Origin of the sequence: Bifidobacterium parmae, from assembly GCF_002860365.1 — a bacterium.
In the GTDB taxonomy this organism is placed as follows: Bacteria; Actinomycetota; Actinomycetes; order Actinomycetales; family Bifidobacteriaceae; genus Bifidobacterium; species Bifidobacterium parmae.
Genome location: NZ_NMWT01000032.1, coordinates 1 through 17,439 on the forward strand (window position 1 = coordinate 1; position 17,439 = coordinate 17,439).

At 67.5% G+C, this 17,439-nt stretch carries 11 protein-coding genes; all 11 read left to right on the forward strand.

What is annotated here, in order from left to right:
• Window positions 1-196 precede the first annotated feature (196 nt).
• The 11 genes from Uis4E_RS10890 (at window position 197) to Uis4E_RS10935 (ending at window position 17,399) form a co-directional block, all read left to right on the forward strand.
• Window positions 197-1,144 carry a hypothetical protein gene (locus tag Uis4E_RS10890; protein ID WP_133125461.1) on the forward strand — a complete coding sequence of 316 codons (948 nt, stop codon included), beginning with the start codon at window positions 197-199 and terminating at the stop codon, window positions 1,142-1,144.
• A gap of 223 nt (window positions 1,145-1,367) precedes the next feature.
• Window positions 1,368-1,523 carry a hypothetical protein gene (locus Uis4E_RS11990; RefSeq protein WP_165784966.1) on the forward strand — a complete coding sequence of 52 codons (156 nt, stop codon included), beginning with the start codon at window positions 1,368-1,370 and terminating at the stop codon, window positions 1,521-1,523.
• A 49-nt stretch (window positions 1,524-1,572) separates the two neighbouring features.
• A complete protein-coding gene (locus Uis4E_RS10895) occupies window positions 1,573-1,863 on the forward strand; it encodes a hypothetical protein (protein WP_165784967.1) in 291 nt (96 codons plus the stop codon).
• A gap of 48 nt (window positions 1,864-1,911) precedes the next feature.
• Window positions 1,912-4,152, forward strand: a complete 2,241-nt coding sequence (locus Uis4E_RS12340; RefSeq protein ID WP_101623183.1) for a TRAFAC clade GTPase domain-containing protein — start codon at window positions 1,912-1,914, stop codon at window positions 4,150-4,152.
• 29 nt (window positions 4,153-4,181) lie between these two features.
• A complete protein-coding gene (locus Uis4E_RS10905; protein ID WP_101623184.1) occupies window positions 4,182-5,174 on the forward strand; it encodes a hypothetical protein in 993 nt (330 codons plus the stop codon).
• 123 nt (window positions 5,175-5,297) lie between these two features.
• Window positions 5,298-6,956 (forward strand): Hsp70 family protein, encoded by a 1,659-nt coding sequence (locus Uis4E_RS10910; RefSeq protein WP_165784968.1) that lies wholly within the window; start codon window positions 5,298-5,300, stop codon window positions 6,954-6,956.
• 32 nt (window positions 6,957-6,988) lie between these two features.
• On the forward strand, window positions 6,989-9,133 hold the full coding sequence (locus tag Uis4E_RS10915) for an Hsp70 family protein (protein WP_101623186.1): 2,145 nt from the start codon (window positions 6,989-6,991) through the stop codon (window positions 9,131-9,133).
• A 6-nt stretch (window positions 9,134-9,139) separates the two neighbouring features.
• Window positions 9,140-12,274, forward strand: coding sequence for a zinc ribbon domain-containing protein (locus Uis4E_RS10920; RefSeq protein ID WP_101623187.1), 3,135 nt, complete (start codon window positions 9,140-9,142; stop codon window positions 12,272-12,274).
• 50 nt (window positions 12,275-12,324) lie between these two features.
• Window positions 12,325-13,521 (forward strand): P-loop NTPase family protein, encoded by a 1,197-nt coding sequence (locus Uis4E_RS10925; RefSeq protein WP_101623188.1) that lies wholly within the window; start codon window positions 12,325-12,327, stop codon window positions 13,519-13,521.
• 36 nt (window positions 13,522-13,557) lie between these two features.
• On the forward strand, window positions 13,558-16,467 hold the full coding sequence (locus Uis4E_RS10930) for a GAP1-N2 domain-containing protein (protein WP_101623189.1): 2,910 nt from the start codon (window positions 13,558-13,560) through the stop codon (window positions 16,465-16,467).
• A gap of 407 nt (window positions 16,468-16,874) precedes the next feature.
• A complete protein-coding gene (locus Uis4E_RS10935) occupies window positions 16,875-17,399 on the forward strand; it encodes a hypothetical protein (RefSeq protein ID WP_101623190.1) in 525 nt (174 codons plus the stop codon).
• Window positions 17,400-17,439: the final 40 nt, after the last annotated feature.

Sequence of the window (17,439 nt, forward strand, 5' to 3'; positions counted from 1 at the left end):
AGACAATTCCCAGCCGGGATGCGTGCATGTGGTACGATACGGCTTGTTCAGGGCACTCGCCCATCTCCTTCTTCTTGTATGCAGATGCGCTTTTCAGTTTTTCGCATCCGGATGCGCCCGTTTCGCGACATATCCCCGCCGACGGATATCGACGAACGGCGTGCGACGGTTTCGCGCGCTGAGGAAGGATCGAACGATGTTGGCTCTCCCCTCATCCCGCCCGCAGCGGGTGACCGACGGCGAGGACGCGCGACGGCTTGCACGCTACGTGCTGTCCGGCGCACGCACGAGACCGGTGCTCGTCGTCACCGCGCGGGGGAACGCGCACGACGCGTGGAACGACGTCGCGGCGATCGCCACGCTGACGGGCGGCGCGTTGGACGTCGCGCTGCTCGACGGAGCCGGCAGGACCGTCGACGGCGCGGACGAGACGTTCAATGCGGCTCTGGCCGTGGACGGCCACGGCACGCCCGGCGTCTACAACGGGGCGGCGCGGCTCTACCCCGCGCCGCCGGCGGCGACGACGCTCTACTATCTGGACACCGCGGCGCATCGCGGCCGGCTGATCGCCGACCTGCTGCGGCGCGACGACGATGCCGCCGCCACCGGACCGTCCGCCGCGCCGTCCGAAGACGCCGTCCGACGGTTCGTCGACCGGTCCGACGAGACGCGCTCCTACGATCTGGAGGAGCTGCGCAGACGGCATCCGGCGCATGTGATCCGCACGAAGGCGGAGGCGCGCGGGCTCGCCGAACTGCTGTTGTCGCCGGAACGCCGCAAACCGGTCGTCGTGGTGTCGCGGTCGGCGGGATCACGCCGGGCGTGCGTGGACGTCGACCTCATCTCGACCATGCTGCACGGGCTCGCCGCGACCGTGATGCTCGACTCGAACGAGGCGATCTCCGAGTTCAAACGCCACGTCGCGCAACCGGCGTGGGTGTTCGGCGACGCGGGACGCGTGTTCCCCGCCGATGCCTCGTGGAACGACCCGAAGGCGCGGATGCGGCTGTTCCTGCCGAACGAGCACGTCTCGCGCATGCTGCTGACGAACATCATGATCAAGGACGCGCTGCTGCTGGTCGCCGACGGCCTGCGCGGGGAGGTCTCCGGGACCGGCGCGCGGCGAACCGACCACACGGAGTGAACCGGCCGCACGGAACCCACGGGGTGAGCCGTCCGCACGGATCGGACGTCCTGCGCGGGTCGTACCGCACCGCCGCGACCCGGCGGTGATACGATGAGAACTGTTTTCGAGGCACTCGCCTCCCCTCTTTTTCAATGTCGAAACCATTACGCCCGAAACCATGCGGCAGCCGTCCGACGTACGACGGCCGTGCGATGTTCGGGACGGACGGAGGGAAACCATCATGGCCATGTACACCTATTACAAGCCCGGCGAATACGGCGCGGACAGCAGCATGGTGCGCGACTGCCCCAGCTGCGGCGCGCGCTGCTACAGCAGCCATTCGCTCAACAGCCACACGAACACCGCGGCCTGCCCATACTGCGGCCGCGAATTCTGACGCGTCGCGATACCGCCGATTCCAAGGGGAAGGCCATCGGATGGAGGATTTGTTCATCGTACTCGCGGTCATCGTTCTGGTGCTCGTCGTCATCTACTATCTGGTGGTCTTCCTCATCAAGATCCTGCCGATGGCGCTGACGGTCATCGGCGTCCTCACCGCCGTCGCATTGGGGACGATGCTCGTCATCGGACTCGTCAAAGGCGCGTACGGCGGCATCGTCGGCTACTACGAGACGCTGCGCGACGTGTACGGCAAAGGCAAAGGGCTCGCCATCGGGCTCGCCGTCACCGCGTTCTGGATCGCGCTCGGCGCGCTCGCCGTGGCGCTCGCCATGTGACGCGAGGTCGTTGCCGCATCGACGCATCATCGGGGAAGGCTCATGCATATGGGGAAGAAGAAGGGGACCACGAAGCCCGCGAGACCGCCGAAGCCGCGCAGGCCCGACGACCCGGCGAAGGTCTCGTACCTGTTCGGCCCGGGTTTCGCCGACATCTCACGGGTCATCAGGTCCACTACGGACAAGGCGCGCACGAACATCGACGATATGACGCGCGACGCCGTCGAATTGTCCGAAGGCACGACGTTCGACAGCATGATCGTACGCGCCGGATGGACGGCCTGCCGGTACGTGTACTGGCTGGCATGCTGTCTCGGCATGGTGGTCATGAGCGTCGTCTACTGCGTCGGCATGCTGCTGCCGCAGACCATCGCCTTCCTGTGCTACGAGCTCGTCGGATCGGTGTTATGCGCGGCCGCATGGCTGACCGACACGCTCTTCCTCGCCGTCCTGCGCATCTCCAACGTCTGCGACTACTGCCACAAACGGTTCGCCCGACCCGTCTACCAGTGCCCGAACTGTGGCGCCAAGCACCGCGACCTGTTCCCCGGACGCTACGGCATCCTCCACCACACCTGCCGATGCGGCCAGAGACTGCCATCCAGCATCCTCGACCGCCGCAAACCGCGCCGCAGGCTCACCGCCCTGTGCCCATACTGCCTCGCCGCCGGCCATGACGAGATCATCCGCTCCGCCGGCAGCCGCACCATCTGCATCCCCGTGGTGGGCGGCGCCTCAAGCGGCAAGACCTCGCTCATCAACGCGTACGCCGTGTCACTAATCACGCGCCGCGCCGGCGAGCATGGCCTCACCACGCGCTTCTACGACAAGGCGCGCGAACAGCGGTTCGCCACGATGGTGGCCGACAGCGAACGCGGCTTCGTCGACAAGACCGCCGTCGAGACCGACGGACAACGCGCCAGCGCGTTCTCGATGAGCTTCTATCTCGACGGAGGAGGTCTCAGACCGTCGCGTCTCATGCAGCTGCTCGACATCGCCGGCGAGACGTTCGTCCGCGGCGACGAGAACGAACAGCAGAACCAGTACGCGCACTGCGAGGGCATCGTGCTGGTCATCGACCCTCTGGCCATCCCCCAGGTGAAGGCCCGCATCGCCTCCGGCCTGCGCGGCACGGACGCCGGCTCGATCAGCGCCTCCCCGCTCGGCGACGTGATGAACGCGCTGCGCAACGACATCGACGCGAATCTGGCGAGGAACCGCGGCAAACGTCTGACGACGCCGCTGGCCGTCGTCATCAACAAGGTCGACGCGGCGCCGCTCCTCGACGAGCGTCTCGGCGCGCCCGCGATCGCACGGTTCCGTCAGGCGGAGCCGGAGCGATGCGCGAACGACCTCGACACGATGGACTTCCTGTGCCGCCAGTTCCTCGTCGACATGGACATGGGCGACGTGGTCGACATGATCCAGCAGCGGTTCGCCGTCTCCCGGTTCTTCGCGGTGAGCGCCATCGGGCACACGGCCGGGGAGGGACGGTTCATGCCGCGCGGCGTGGACGACGTCATCGATTGGATCGTCTCGCTCAGCGACCCCGCCCTCGCCAAGGCGCTCGCCATCCACGGGTTCCCGAAGACGAAGCTGCCGGTGTTCACGCCCGGCATCGGACGGTTCGAGGGCATCCCCGCCGAGGCGGCGCAGCGCGAGCGCGAACGCATCGCGCAGGAACAAGCCAAGGCGCAGGCCAAGGCGGACAAGGAACGCGCCAAGCGGGAACGCAAAGCCACCGGTACGGCGCCGACATACCCGGCGCCCGGTGCCGCTCCGGCCCCCGCGCCGGTTCCGTTCACCCGGCCGGCCCCTGCGCCGGTCCCGACCCCCGCGCCGGTTCCGTCCCCCACGTCCATCCCCTCGGCACCGGAACCCGTATCGAGGCCCGCGCACCCCGCCGTCGTGCCGACTCCCCCGCCGCAGCCGGCGCGACGGCAACAGGCGAGTCCCGTGCCGATGCCACAGGCACAACCGATACAACCTGCGCAGCAGCCCGCCCCTCAGCCGGCACGACGGAGCTTCAGACCGCAACGCACCCGCCCCTACCGCCGGTCGGGCACCGGAGCGGCGCCCGCACAGGGCATCCCCGCCCCGGACGTGCCGCTTCCCGCGAACGGCGCTCGATCCGGTGCCGGCCGGCGAGACGCGCAACCTCCTGTACCGCGGCCGGCCGTGCCACAGGAGCCGGCCCCGCGGACGGACCAGCCGTCCGTCCCGTCGCCCAGACCGCGACGGACAAGGCCCCGGCGCACCGGCAACGACCATGACAGCCCACGTCAATAGACGACCACACCAACCGAAAGGAATCCACCATGCTCGGATCCAAACTTCCACGGCCCGTTCCCCCGGACGTGCCGCAGGCGGCGGCCCGTCCGGCAACGGCCGACGCACAGCCCGCACAGCCGGCCGCCCCCGTCACGCCCGAGACGACCCCCATCATCCCGCCGGACCAGCCAGCCGAAACGACTGCGCCTCCTCAGCCCGCGCCGGTCGAGCCGACGGAGCAACAGCCCGAACGAGAGCCCGAATCACACGAATCGGCGGCCGAACCCACCGAGGCCCCCGTCCAATCCGAGATCCCCGTCACGTCCGACGACTCGGAAACCCCCGTCTCACCGGCACCGACCGTCCCCGATTGGACGGACCGCTTCGATGGTCTGGACGGGCGGCTGGCCGACGCCGACGCCCGTCTCGACGCGTTCGACGCCCGCTTCGAGGCGCTGGACAAGCGTCTTGACGGATTGCGCGAATCGTTGGACGGACTCTCCGGATCGTTCTCGAAGCGGTCGCAATACGACGAGGCCAAGGAGAAGGTCATCGACCGCCAGCATGCGGAACTCAACAAGCTGCGCGACGGACTGACCCTCGACCTCAGGGAGCCGGTGCTGCAGGACATCGCCTCGGCGCTCGCCAAAATCAACACGATGAAGGGCGAGCTTCCCGAAGACGACACCGAGGCGCGAAACATGCTGGAGGACATCGACTACATGCTCGGCGCGATCCTCGACGACTACGACGTGGCGCGCGTCGACAGCGAACCGGGCTCCCGCTACAACGCGGCCCGCCAGCGGTTCCTCCCGAAGGACGTCGAACCCACCGACGACCCCGCCAAGGCACGCACCATCGCACGTTCCAAGGCGCCCGGCTACGTCTACGAGGCCGGCGAGCGCCCGCGCGTGCTCCTCAAGGAGCAGGTGGTGATGTACAGGGTCGTCAAACCGGCGTCACCGGCCGAGACTCCGGACGGACCCGCCGACGCCCCCGCGGCCCCCGAAACCCCTGACGCCCCGTCGTCGATCGGCTGACCCGCCGAATACCGTCCGCCCGAATCCCGACATCCGGAATCCGCGTGGACGGCGCATATATACATGCAGCGTCGCTGCGACATACCACGCATAACCGCACAACACCATAAGGAGAACGACATCATGTCGAAATACGTGTATGGCATCGATCTGGGCACGACCTACTCGTGCATCGCCTACCAGGAGGGCGACCGCCCGACCGTGCTCAAGAATCTGGACACCAACTCGGACACCACGCCTTCGGTGGTCCAGTGGGGCGAGGACGGCACCGTGATCGTCGGACAGGAGGCCAAGGACACCTCCGTGCTCGAGGAATCCGCAGGCCGGACCGTGTCCTTCGTCAAGCGGCTCATCGGCAAGTCGCAGGTCGCCACCACCATCGACGGGCGGCAGGTCTCCCCCGTCGAGGTCTCCGCCTACATCCTGCGCGAGCTCGTCCGCCAAGCCCAACAGCAGACCGACGACGAGGTCAAGGACGTCGTCATCACCTGCCCCGCCTACTTCGGCGACACCGAACGCACCGCCACCAAGCAGGCGGGCGAGATGGCCGGACTCAACGTGCTGTCCATCATCGAGGAGCCGACCGCCGCCGCCATCTGCTACGGCGTCACCAAGGCCGACTCCGACAGGAACGTGCTCATCTACGATCTGGGCGGCGGCACGTTCGACATCACCGTGCTCAAGATCACCAACGGCGAGATTCGCGTGATCACCACCGAGGGCGACCATGATCTGGGCGGCAAGAACTGGGACGACGCGCTTTCCACGCTCATGGTCGACAAGTTCCTCGACGCGACCGGCTACACGGGCGACCCGTTCGACGAGGATGGCAACGAGGAGTTCATGCAGCAGCTGCAGATCGAGTCGGAGAAGACCAAGCAGACGCTGTCGAACAAGACCAGCGTCAAGAAGCTCCTGGACTACAACGGCCAGCGCGCGAAGATCGAAGTGACGCGCGACGAGTTCGATGACATCACCAGCGAGCTGCTCGAACGCACCAAGGACCTCACGCAGAAGGCGATCGACGAGGCCAAGGCGCAGGGCGTCGACATCGACGAGATCCTGCTCGTCGGCGGTTCGACGATGATGCCGCAGGTGCAGACCATGGTGGGGGACACGTTCGGCGTGCCGTTCAAGATCTTCGAACCGCACGAGGCGGTCGCCAAGGGCGCCGCGATCTACGCGATCATCCAGGCCACCAAACAGAGCGAGGTCAAAAGCACCGAGGTCAGGGAGCAGGACGCCGAAGGCAACGACGTTGCCCGCGATACCACGACCGGCGAGACGCGCATGCTGCCGACCATCGGCGGCGGCTCCACGCTGCCCACCAACCTCAACGCCGACACGAAGGTCATCTCCGTCTCCACGAAGAGCTTCGGCATCAAGGCGAACGACAGCCAGACCGGCGAGCCGCGCATCTTCAACATCGTGAAAAAGGACGACGAGCTGCCCGCGCACGCCTCCCAACAGTTCGCCACCGTCGACGCCAACCAGGAGCAGGTGCTCATCGAATTGTTCGAATCCCCGGAGAAGGCCGACGACCTGCCGGTCGACGCGAGCAGCAGAATCGGCGACTGCGAGATGAATCTGCCCGCCGGCCTGCCCGCGCACACCCCGCTGGAGATCACGCTGGCCGTGCAGGAGGACGGCACCATCTCCCTCCACGGCCAGACGCTCGACAACGGCACCAACATCGACACCGTGTTCAAGTCGGAGAACGTGCTGAGCAAGAAGGAGATCGAGGAAGCCAGGAAGCGCGTCTCCACCGGACTCGTGTTCTGACATTCATCACGGCGAAGGAACGGAATCGCAACATGGGCATCAGGGTCGGCATCGACTTGGGAACCACGTATTCGGCGGTGGCGCGCATCGACCCGGAGACGGGCCGGGCCGTCATCATCCCGAACAAGTACGGGCATGCCGTCACGCCTTCGGTCGTGGCGGTCACGGAGGACGGCGAGGAGCTGTTCGGCGAGGACGCCAAGGAGCGTCAGGAGCTGGGCGAGCCCGGCACCGCGTCGTTCTTCAAACGGGTCATGGGCGACCCCGGATTCAGGCTCGACCTGTCCGGACGCCCATGCACGCCGGTCGACCTGTCGGCCATGCTGCTCAAAGGCCTCGTCGGCCAGGCCGAGATGATGTCCGGCGAGCACGTCGACGCGGCGGTCGTCACCGTGCCCGCCTACTTCCGCAACGCGGAACGCGAGGCGACCCTGGTCGCGGCACGCCAGGCGGGCATCACGGTGCTCGGCCTGCTCAACGAGCCGACCGCCGCCGCCTTCGCCTATGGTCTGGGCGGGTCGAACGAGGGCCGGACGATCCTCGTCTACGATCTGGGCGGCGGCACGTTCGACGTGACACTCGCCCGGGTGGACGCCGGCGAGATCCGCATCCTCGGCTCGGACGGCGACCATTACCTCGGCGGCAAGGACTGGGACGACGACGTGGCAACGTGGATCGCCGACCGGTTCGAGGACGAGTTCGGCGAGGATCCGCTGGACGACGCCGAACAGGACGACATCATCGGCGTGACGGCCGAGAAGACGAAGAAGCGCCTCACCAACGCCACGTCCGCCCCGGTGAGCGTGGCATGGCACGGGCATCGAGGACGCTATACGCTCACCCGACGCGAGTTCGATGAGCTGACCTCCTACCGGCTCATGCGCACCGCCGACATCATCGACCGTCTGTTCGCGAGCTTCACGCCGGCCAGACGGTGGAGCGACGTGGACGGCGTGATTCTCGTGGGCGGTTCGACGCGCATGCCCCAGGTACACGAATACGTCGAACGCATGACCGGCAAACCGCCGCTGGCCGGCGTGAACGTCGACGAGGCGGTGGCGCTCGGCGCGGCGATCCGCGCCAACCAGGACGCCTCCGGCAATGCGACGCCGCCCACCATCGGCGGCGCCAAGGCCCGGAACCGGGCGCTGCCGCTCATCGGCGGCAGGAAGATCACCGACGCGACGTCGCACGCGCTCGGCATGATCGCCGAATCCGAGGACCGCGAACGCTACGTCAACGACATCCTCATCGCGAAGAACGCCGCCATCCCCGCACGCAACACGCAACGTCGCGAACTGGCCGTGCCGAGGCGCGGCGGCGAGCTCGACGTCTACCTGCTGCAGGGTTCGGAACCGGCGCCGCTCGACAACGACGTGGCGGGATTGTACGCGTTCACCGGCATCCCGTATGTGGATGGAGGCCGCACGCTCATCGACGTGACGTACCGCTATGACGCCGACGGCGTAATCAAGGTATCCGCCACGCAGGTCGAGACCGGACGGAAGCTCCACATGGAACGCAGGTCCATCCCCGATGACATGAGCTGGCTGGAACGCAGCCCGAAGGAGAACGACAGGCAGGCGCCGCCCGCGGGCGCCGTGTATCTCGCGATCGACTTCTCGGGCAGCATGTGCGGGGAGCCCTTCCGCCAGGCGATGGATGCCTGCCGGGATTTCATCGCCTCCATCGATGTGGCGGCGCTCAACGTCGGTCTCATCGGCTTCGCCGACAGGACCAAGACCTATCTCGAACCCACCGATGATGACGGAGCCATCCGGCAGGGCATACGCGACCTCGCCGCCGGATTCGACGCCGAGGAATTGTCCTTCGGGAACGACGCCTCCCCGTTCCCCGACGTCCTCGCCGGGGGACTGGACCGATACGACGGGCCGAAGTACGCCATCGTCCTCACCGACGGCGTCTGGTACGACCAGGACACGGCAATCCGACAGGCGCGGCAATGCAACGAGGCGGGGATCGACACCATCGGATTGGGATTCGGCGGCGCCAACGAAACCTTCATCGACGCCATCTCCTCGATGAAGGACCTCGCCCAGCTCACCGATCTGAGGCATCTGGGCGACAGCTTCTCGAACATCGCACGCGTCATCGGCGGCTCCACCGGCCTCGTCCCGGGCTCGTCCGGCACCGCCATCAGTCATCCCGGAAGGTGATTCGACATGACATCCAATGACGGCAACGGCATCAACTTCTACCAGCTGCTCGACCTGTTCGATTTCGAGCATGACCTCGTCGGCCGCGCGGACGAGGACCCGGCCATCGCCAAGACGTTCACCGACGCGTTCAAGGCGCAGGAGGAACACTGGTCGAAGCTCATGAACAACCCCCGCGCGGGAACACAGGCGAAGCAGAAGCTCGACGAGCTGAACCGCGCCAACCGCGAACTCCCTCCGTTCCTCGCCTCCCGCGACGAACGCGCCCGGCAGTACGCCGAGGCCCGCTCCCAGGCCGAGCACGACGTGACCGCCATCATCACCATGTTCGCGATCAAAGGCTACGTGACGCCGGACGACCTCGCCACCATCGCGGGCCAGGCCAAGGAACGATACGGATACACGGTGCCGCAGAACGTGGTGCGTGAGCTCATCCCCTCCACCATGGAGATCCGCGAACAGGAGACGCGCAAGGGGCGTGAGCTCGCCAAACCGAAATCCTATACGGCGTTCAACAAGGCGGAGTCGGAACTGGCCACCTGCGGATACCGCGACCTCTACCAGATGCTCGACCCGGGCAACATGCGCCCCGCGGCCACGCCCACCTCGGTGTGGCTGAAGAAGGCGACCGCCGACGACCCGAAGAACGACGCCAAGCAGGACGCGCGCACCAGCGCCCTCAAGGACCTGTACAAGATGTGCATCCGCAGGGCGTTCAAGGACGACGCCTCCCGCGCCGCATACGACGACTATCTCGCCTACACGGCCATGCAGCGGGTGCTCGACGAAGTGGCGACGGTCTTCCAACCGTCCGGCGTCCTGCCGCAGGACGTGGCCGACAAATACGTGGACCGCATTCTGGAGGGCGGCACCTCGCACGGCGCCGCCATCACCCGCGACGACGCCGAGGACCATCTCATCTGGTGGTGCCGCGCCCACGACATCGCCTATACGCCCGTCCAACAGGAAGGGGCCGACGCCGGGCCGAAGGCGGAACCCTGCCCGTGGTGCGGCATGCTGCTCGCCCCCGGCACCTCCACCTGCGCCCACTGCGGCGGCCAGGTGGAGGTCGCCTGCCCGCAATGCCATGAGCGGAACCGCGCCGACGTACGCTTCTGCGGCAACTGCGGCTACGCGTACGCCAACCTCGCCAAGGCGACGGCCCTATGCGACGAGGCCCGCGGCGAAGCGGCCTCGCTGCGCTTCGACGAGGCGGAACGACTACTCGATCAGGCGGACGGACTATGGGCGGGACTACAGGACATCAAACGCGCAAAAACCGACATCGCGAACACGCGCCGACTCGTCGGCGATCTCGGCACACGGCTCCACGCCGCGATCGACGCCCATGAGCTCGCCAACGCCGACCGCATCTACCGGGAGATCGCCGGCCGAAGCCCCGGCTTCGCCGATCCCGAAGCGAGGAACGCCATCGACACGGGCCTTGCGAAGGCCAGGAACGCCGCGCTTCTGGCCCGTTCGGCACCGGCTCCGAAGACGCTGCCGGAACTTCTGGACGCCTACGACGCCTGCCGTGACCTGCCGGAACTCAACACGGCGCTCGCCGCCTTCACGCCCCGGCCGGTCGCCGCCGTGCAGGCGAAGGCGGACGGCGCCGGCCGGCGGATTGTCGTCTCGTGGCGGCCGGCGTCAGGCCCGCAGCCCTCCTATGTGCTGGTGCGCAAGCGCGGTTCGCGCCCGTCGACCATCCGCGACGGCGAGACGCTCGCCGAGACCACGGCCACCACCTATGTGGACGCGGACGTCGAGCCGGCGGTCGACTACTGCTACGCGGTGGCCGCGAAGGTCGGGCCGACCATGTCCGCGGCCGTCCCATCCCCTGTGACAGCCGTGCTGTTCGAAGTGGACGACCTCAAGGTCGTTCCCGACGAGTCGTCGGTGCATATGACCTGGGGCAGGCCACGCGGCGGCATGGTCGAGGTGTGGCGCCGCCCCGACCGGGCGCCGGCCCGGCCGGGCGACGGCGTGCGCGTGACGAACGTCATCGATTCCGGCATGGACGACCGGGGGCTTGCGAACGACGTGCCCGTCCACTACACGGTCTTCGTCGGATACCGTATGCCGGACGGCACGCCCGCCTATTCCTCGGGCGTGCGGGTCACGACGACACCCTCCGCGCCGGCCGAACCCATTGATTTCCTCATGGCGCAGCTCATGCCCGGCGACGTGTTCTCGCTCGAATGGGACGCTCCGGAAGGCGGCGAGGCCCGGTTCTACGCGACGCGCGGTCGCATCCCCTGGAGCAGGGGCGACATGGTCCCGTTGCGGGAGATCGCCTCCAAGGCATCCCCGCTGCCGGTCACGCCACGCGGCGACGATACCGGCACGTTCCGGCTCGCCGACGACGCGATCTACCACATCGTCGCCGTGACCGCGAAGAACGACATGGGCGTGATCGGCGAGACGACCACCGTCTCGAAGCGCAAGGCGGTGGAGATCACACGTATCCAGGCCTCCGGCGCGGACGCGATCGTGCGCTTCGATTGGCCGAGGGACTGCACGCGCGTGCTGCTCGCATGGCGCACCGACCGGTTCCCCGCCTCCGCGCAGGAGAAGGGCGCGACCACGATGGGCGCGACCAAGGCGCTCTACGACATGGCCCAGGCGCTCGTGGTCAGGGGCCTCGACCCGCACGCCACCTACTACTTCAGCCTGTTCGCGCTCATCGGCGAAGGCACCGCCTCATCGTATTCGGCGGGCAGCAACCGCATGTTCAGCTTCAGCGGCATGCCCGGCGTACCGCTGCCCGCCCGGACGGCCACGGATCGCGGCGGCGTGCCGATGCCCGGCATGGGCGCGCAGGCCGTCTATCAGGTGACGGCCCACAAGGGCGGATTCGGATTCGGCCGCGTGTCCCGCGCCCAGCTCGACATCAGAACCTCCGGCCCGCTGCCCGCCACCGAACTGCGCGGCCAGCAGGGCGCCCTGCCGATGTTCGTCACCCAGGGCGTGTCGATCGCGCAGATCCCACCGATCGACGCGGCCGGCTCCCACAGCTTCCCCCTGCCGGCGAATCTGCTCGCCAAAGGCGTGTTCTACCGGCTGTTCTTCACCGACGAACGCGCCTACGAGACGAACAGCCTCACCGTCGCCCCCGGTGTCATGCCGCGGATCGGCTGACGAGGGTGGCGACGAATCATGCACACGAACGAAGAAGGAGACCACGACCCATGTTCATGAGAAGACGCTACCTGTGCCCGTTCTGCTTCACCGAGCACGCACTCGACGATGTGGAGTTCGAATGTCAGTCTCGGGCCCGCTGCCGCACGGAGCCCGACGAGCAGATGGCCCGGTATCTGGGCGAACCAAGCCATATGGGCCACCATCATTTCCGTTCCGCGGCCTCATCGCGGTTCGGTTCGGCCATGCCCGACGTCGCCGAGTGTGATCTATGCCATCAGATGAGCCGAGTGCGCGTCTGCCCCGCATGCCACAACCAGCTGCCGAGCGACATCGACACGGCGGAGCCGATGATCATCTCGCTGATCGGCACGCGCGGCGTGGGCAAAAGCACCTATGTGGGCGTGCTCATCCACGAGATGATGAAGCGGCTCGTCCGCCCGTTCGGCGCCACGTTCACCCTGCCCACGGCGCTCGACCAGAGCCAATACCGCGAACGGTTCGAGGCGCCGCTGTACAACTACGGCCAGCCGGTCGGGCAGACGCACTCCTACGACAACCTGACGATCGGGAAGCGTCCGATTCTCGCCACGCTCACGAAGACCGAACGCTTCGGCAGGCTCAGGACCTTCACGCTCGTGTTCTTCGACTCCGCGGGCGAGGATTGGCAGAACCCCGACATCATCGCCTCCGTGGCACGCTATGTCAGCCATTCGGCGGGCATCATCTTCCTGCTCGACCCGCTCAACAACCGCACGGTGCTGGGTTCCATCACCGATCAGGCGGCCATCGCCTCCTCCAAGGTGGTCGGCTATGATCCGGCCGCCGACCCGGCCACCGTGATCGGCAACGTGGCCACGCTGATCCGCCAGCAGCAGGGGCTGCGCAACAACCAGCGCATCACCATTCCCGTGGCCGCGTCGTTCTCGAAGCTCGACGTGCTTGAGGACATGGGCTTCGTGCGCGGCTCCACGCTGTCGCGCCCCTCGCCGCACGCCCTGCAGGGCGTGTTCGACGAGAACGACTCCCGGCTGGTGGACGGCGAGATGCGCGGCCTGCTCGAACAGTGGGGCAACGGCGATTTCCTCGCGTTCCTCGACCAGACCTATGCGACGAACCGGTGCTTCGCGTTCTCCGCCTACGGACGCCGCCCCGACGAGGATTCCCAAGGCCGCATCCCCGTGCCGGTTCCCAAACGCATCGAGGACGCGATGTTCTGGCTGCTGCATCTCAACAAGGCCCTGTAGCAGCCGACAGACACACATGTACACGCGAAAGGTCGCATGATGAAAGCGGAACAGCGAATCTACACCTCCTGCAACAAGGGCATCTCCGGGAACACGTCGGGATTCCAGGTGTACTCCCAGTCCCCCGGCATGGCGCGATGGCTGGCCGACGGCAACGATCTGGGCCCACAGGAGTACGCCGCCCCACGTGGCCCGCAATTCCCGCCCCAGCCAGGCACCCCCGAAGAACTCGCACTCTACCCGAGCCGCAACCATTTCGGCCCCATGAACGGTCCGGACGGCCTGTACCGCATGGCGTTGGCCACGTACATCGGCCGCGACTACCCGGAAGGCGTGATCCGCGGAGGCAACTACATCGACCACGCGCTCGTGGTCCGCGCCGCCGACATGGACGCCTACCCATGCCAGTACATCCAGTCCCCCACGTTCTGGACGACGATGGATCTGAATCTGGCGCGCAGCGCACAGGCGCCGGAGCCGTTGCCCGAGGTGGAGCCGCGACGCAACGGCGTCACCGCCGAAGCCGTACGGCGGTTCATCGCGCAGGACGAGCCGAACATAGGCGTCCCGCGTTCCCAGATCCTCACCGACATGCTGCGACGCTTCCTCGGCCGGCATACGACCGTCGCCGGCAAACCGTACACACGCAGGATCGTCATCCGCTGCAGCGCCGACGACTTCACGATGTGGGTGTCGGCGATCCAGATGGCGCTGCCCATCCGTCAGGCCCTCGGCTACGGCTTCTCCACCTATGAGAAGGACATCACCTACGCGAACGCGGACATCGTGCGCGCCGTGGACGGCATCAACGGCATGTCCGCCGATCTCACGGCATCCTGCGCCGTGTTCGACCTCCTCGATCCTTCCGCGCCGCAACCGCCGCACATGGTCTTCGGCGCGGACGAGCCCACGCCGGAGGCCAGTGTGCTCGAATCCCTCACCGCCGACGAGCTGTGCACGTTCATCGTGGGCGCCATGCAGTACAGTCCCGACTCGCTGACCGTGTTCCACCGGTTCCTCGACGAGACCGATTATGCGGGCACGGACACGCAGCTCGGCGCGGCGTACGCGCTGCTGCGGCTCGTCAACGGCATGACGCCGTTCGCGCGGATGGACGCCGACTCCATCGACGCGGCGATCGCGTTCCTGCAACGCCATTGCCGCCCGGACATGTGGCGACGGTTCGCGGACGGCATGTTCCGTGACATCGCCTCGACGACCTTCGACGAGCGACGGCTCGGCATCATCGCCAACACGCTCGGCGGCATCGCGGAAAGCGATCCCGACTATGCGGCGACGGCCACGCAACGGTGCCTCGATCTCATCGTCGACGTGTTCTCCACATCCGCTCCGGACCATACCGCCTACGAGCAGCGGCACGCGATCGCCGCCAACGTGTTCGCCGCGGCGCACCGCGACCTCGACACCGAACTGTTCGCGCGTCTCGCCGACAATCCGAACATCGATCTGGGCGACGGCGCCGCACCGGGCACGCCGATGCCGTGGACGGCGCATGTCGTGGCGGCGTGGTTCGCCGGCGCGGTGCGCGCGGCCGCGCAGGCGACGCGCGGCGACGATCCGCTCGGACGACCGTTGAGCGTGATGGTGCAGGCGGTCGGCACCCGCAACACGCTGATGATGGACCGGCTCGTCCGCGTCGTCATCGCCCATGACGGCGACGCGGACGCCTCACGTCTCGTGGACGGCATGGCGCGCGCGCTGGCGCCCATACCATGGGCGTGGTTCCTGTTCCTCATCGACGTGATGTCCGGCAGCGCGGACGCACGGTTCGTGGACTCCCCGAACCCGGCGGCCCGGCCGAGCCAGGCCGCCGCCGCCTGTTATGCGATGCTGCGCGACTGGTATCTCGCGCAGGACGACGACGCGCGACTTCGCTGCCTGCGGACGCTGTGCGGCGACGCCGAATACCATCGGCTGGCCGATCTGCTGTTGGACGAGCAGGCGCGATTGGCGAACACGCCGCCGTCCCGGTTCCTCGACCTGCTCGCCACGCCGGCCTTCGGCGACGCCCTGTCGGACACGTACAGGCAGGCGCACCTGAACCATCTGCTCGGCGTCATAGAGACGGCGGCCGGGCGCGACGGCTCGCCGTTCACCCGCTACCACGGCATGGTCGCGGCGAGCCGGCTGCTCGGCGCAAACGTGCCGAGATCATGGTACGAGCGGCAGATCGCCGACGTGGACGCGGGCATGCCGCTCGACGCGCGGCCGGGCGACGACTACGACCGTCTGCGTGACAACACACTGCAACTGTGCGGCCAATTGGGCACGCCCGTCCCGCCGCGCATGAGACTCGTCGGATACCGTCGTCTCGTCACGTCGCTCGCCCGATCGGCCACGGCGAAACGCCCCGACGAGAACACGGCGAACGTCACGCTGCGGCGCATCCAGGCCTCCGCCGCGGATCTGCCGTTGACGGTCGCCGGCAACCAGCTGGACGCGTATCTGGGCGCCATCGCGCGGGACGTGGCGGCATGCGTGCCGACCGGACGATCCTGCTGGAATCTGCAGGCGATCGTCGTTCCCCGCGAACATACGGCGACGATCATCCGCGCCGCGATGCGCGAAACCGCCGCGCACGCACGCGTCGACGACATTCTGCTCCTCATCGCCGTGGACGCCGGATTCGTCGACGGCACACAGGGCGTGCGCTACCGCGCGGACCAGCTGGCGCGCGCGATCGCCGAGGAGCTGGCCGGCAACGGCGTGCGCTTGAAGACGCTCGCACGCGCCGCCGACGACAAGCGGCAGATGGACAAGCTCATCGCACGCTACGAACGGTCGTACGGAATCCGGTTCCCCGACCGGTCGTTCGACGAGCTCTACAACGGCATCGTCGCCGCGCTGGAGGCGACGGAACAGCGACACAGACCGTCCATCCTCGGTTCGGTCCAGGGCATCTTCGGCGGGAAAAGGAGGCACTGATCATGACGAACGGATCCTCTGGGTGGACACGCTCCAGCTCGGCCTCATCGAACGCCGGTGGCGCCACCGGCTCGGGCGGCACCACCGGCGACGGCCATGGCGGGTGGACACGCTCCGGCACCGCGCAACCGGCGGGTTCTCCGGCATCGGGCGGCTGGGCACGCCCATCTTCTTCGTCCGCGCCGTCTGGTGGATCACCGGCATCTCCGATGCCAAGCGGTTCGGGTTGGTCGCGACCTGCCTCCTCCTCCGCACCGTCCGGCGATTCCACGGGAAACAAGCCCGATACGTCCGCCCCGTCACCATCAGACTCATCATCGCCGGCACCCTCGGCGGGGAAGTCCGGCACGGCCGCAACGACTCCCGAACCGGTCGAACCGATCTCGATCGCCTCGGTCGGCGTGGGCATGCTGGGCTCGCTCTCCCCGATCATCTTCCTCCAGGTCTTCCAGCCGGGGAACGCGCGCATCCACATCACGCCGACGATGATGGCGATCGGCGTGATCGGCGCCACGACCGCGTATCTCGTGACATATCTGGCATTCCGGTATCTGGGCCGCATCGCCACGACCGGCGCGGACCGTCTTGTCTGCGCGGTCGTCACCGCGGCCATGGCGTGCGGCGCCGTGATGTTCGCCAGCTCGTCGATCGTCGTGCTGATGATGGGGCAGCTGCATGCCATCCCAGTCACCGCCTCCCATTTCTTCACGCCGCGATACCAGCTTCTGCCGCAGATACCCCTAGCCTGGGCGTACGCCGTATTCGCCGTACTGGCCTTCCTCATCGCCGCATGGCTCGCGACCGCGGCGGAACGGCCGACGACCGGCAAAGGAACGCGCATCGCGCTGTACATCATCGCCGTCGTGATCGTCGTCTTCGGCTGCGCCGTCATGCCGGCGGTCCAGCTCGCCTCCATCGGCTTCCGACCGTAGGACCGGACGGGAGAACACGGGAACGACGGCATCCCGACGG

Bases quoted from the DNA above. Each gene is read 5' to 3' on its own strand.
- Uis4E_RS10920 (WP_101623187.1), top strand. From the start codon at position 9,140: ATGACATCCAATGACGGCAACGGCATCAACTTCTACCAGCTGCTCGAC.
- Uis4E_RS10910 (WP_165784968.1), top strand. From the start codon at position 5,298: ATGTCGAAATACGTGTATGGCATCGATCTGGGCACGACCTACTCGTGC.
- Uis4E_RS10935 (WP_101623190.1), top strand. From the start codon at position 16,875: ATGCTGGGCTCGCTCTCCCCGATCATCTTCCTCCAGGTCTTCCAGCCG.
- Uis4E_RS10915 (WP_101623186.1), top strand. From the start codon at position 6,989: ATGGGCATCAGGGTCGGCATCGACTTGGGAACCACGTATTCGGCGGTG.
- Uis4E_RS10890 (WP_133125461.1), top strand. From the start codon at position 197: ATGTTGGCTCTCCCCTCATCCCGCCCGCAGCGGGTGACCGACGGCGAG.
- Uis4E_RS12340 (WP_101623183.1), top strand. From the start codon at position 1,912: ATGGGGAAGAAGAAGGGGACCACGAAGCCCGCGAGACCGCCGAAGCCG.
- Uis4E_RS11990 (WP_165784966.1), top strand. From the start codon at position 1,368: ATGGCCATGTACACCTATTACAAGCCCGGCGAATACGGCGCGGACAGC.
- Uis4E_RS10925 (WP_101623188.1), top strand. From the start codon at position 12,325: ATGTTCATGAGAAGACGCTACCTGTGCCCGTTCTGCTTCACCGAGCAC.
- Uis4E_RS10930 (WP_101623189.1), top strand. From the start codon at position 13,558: ATGATGAAAGCGGAACAGCGAATCTACACCTCCTGCAACAAGGGCATC.
- Uis4E_RS10905 (WP_101623184.1), top strand. From the start codon at position 4,182: ATGCTCGGATCCAAACTTCCACGGCCCGTTCCCCCGGACGTGCCGCAG.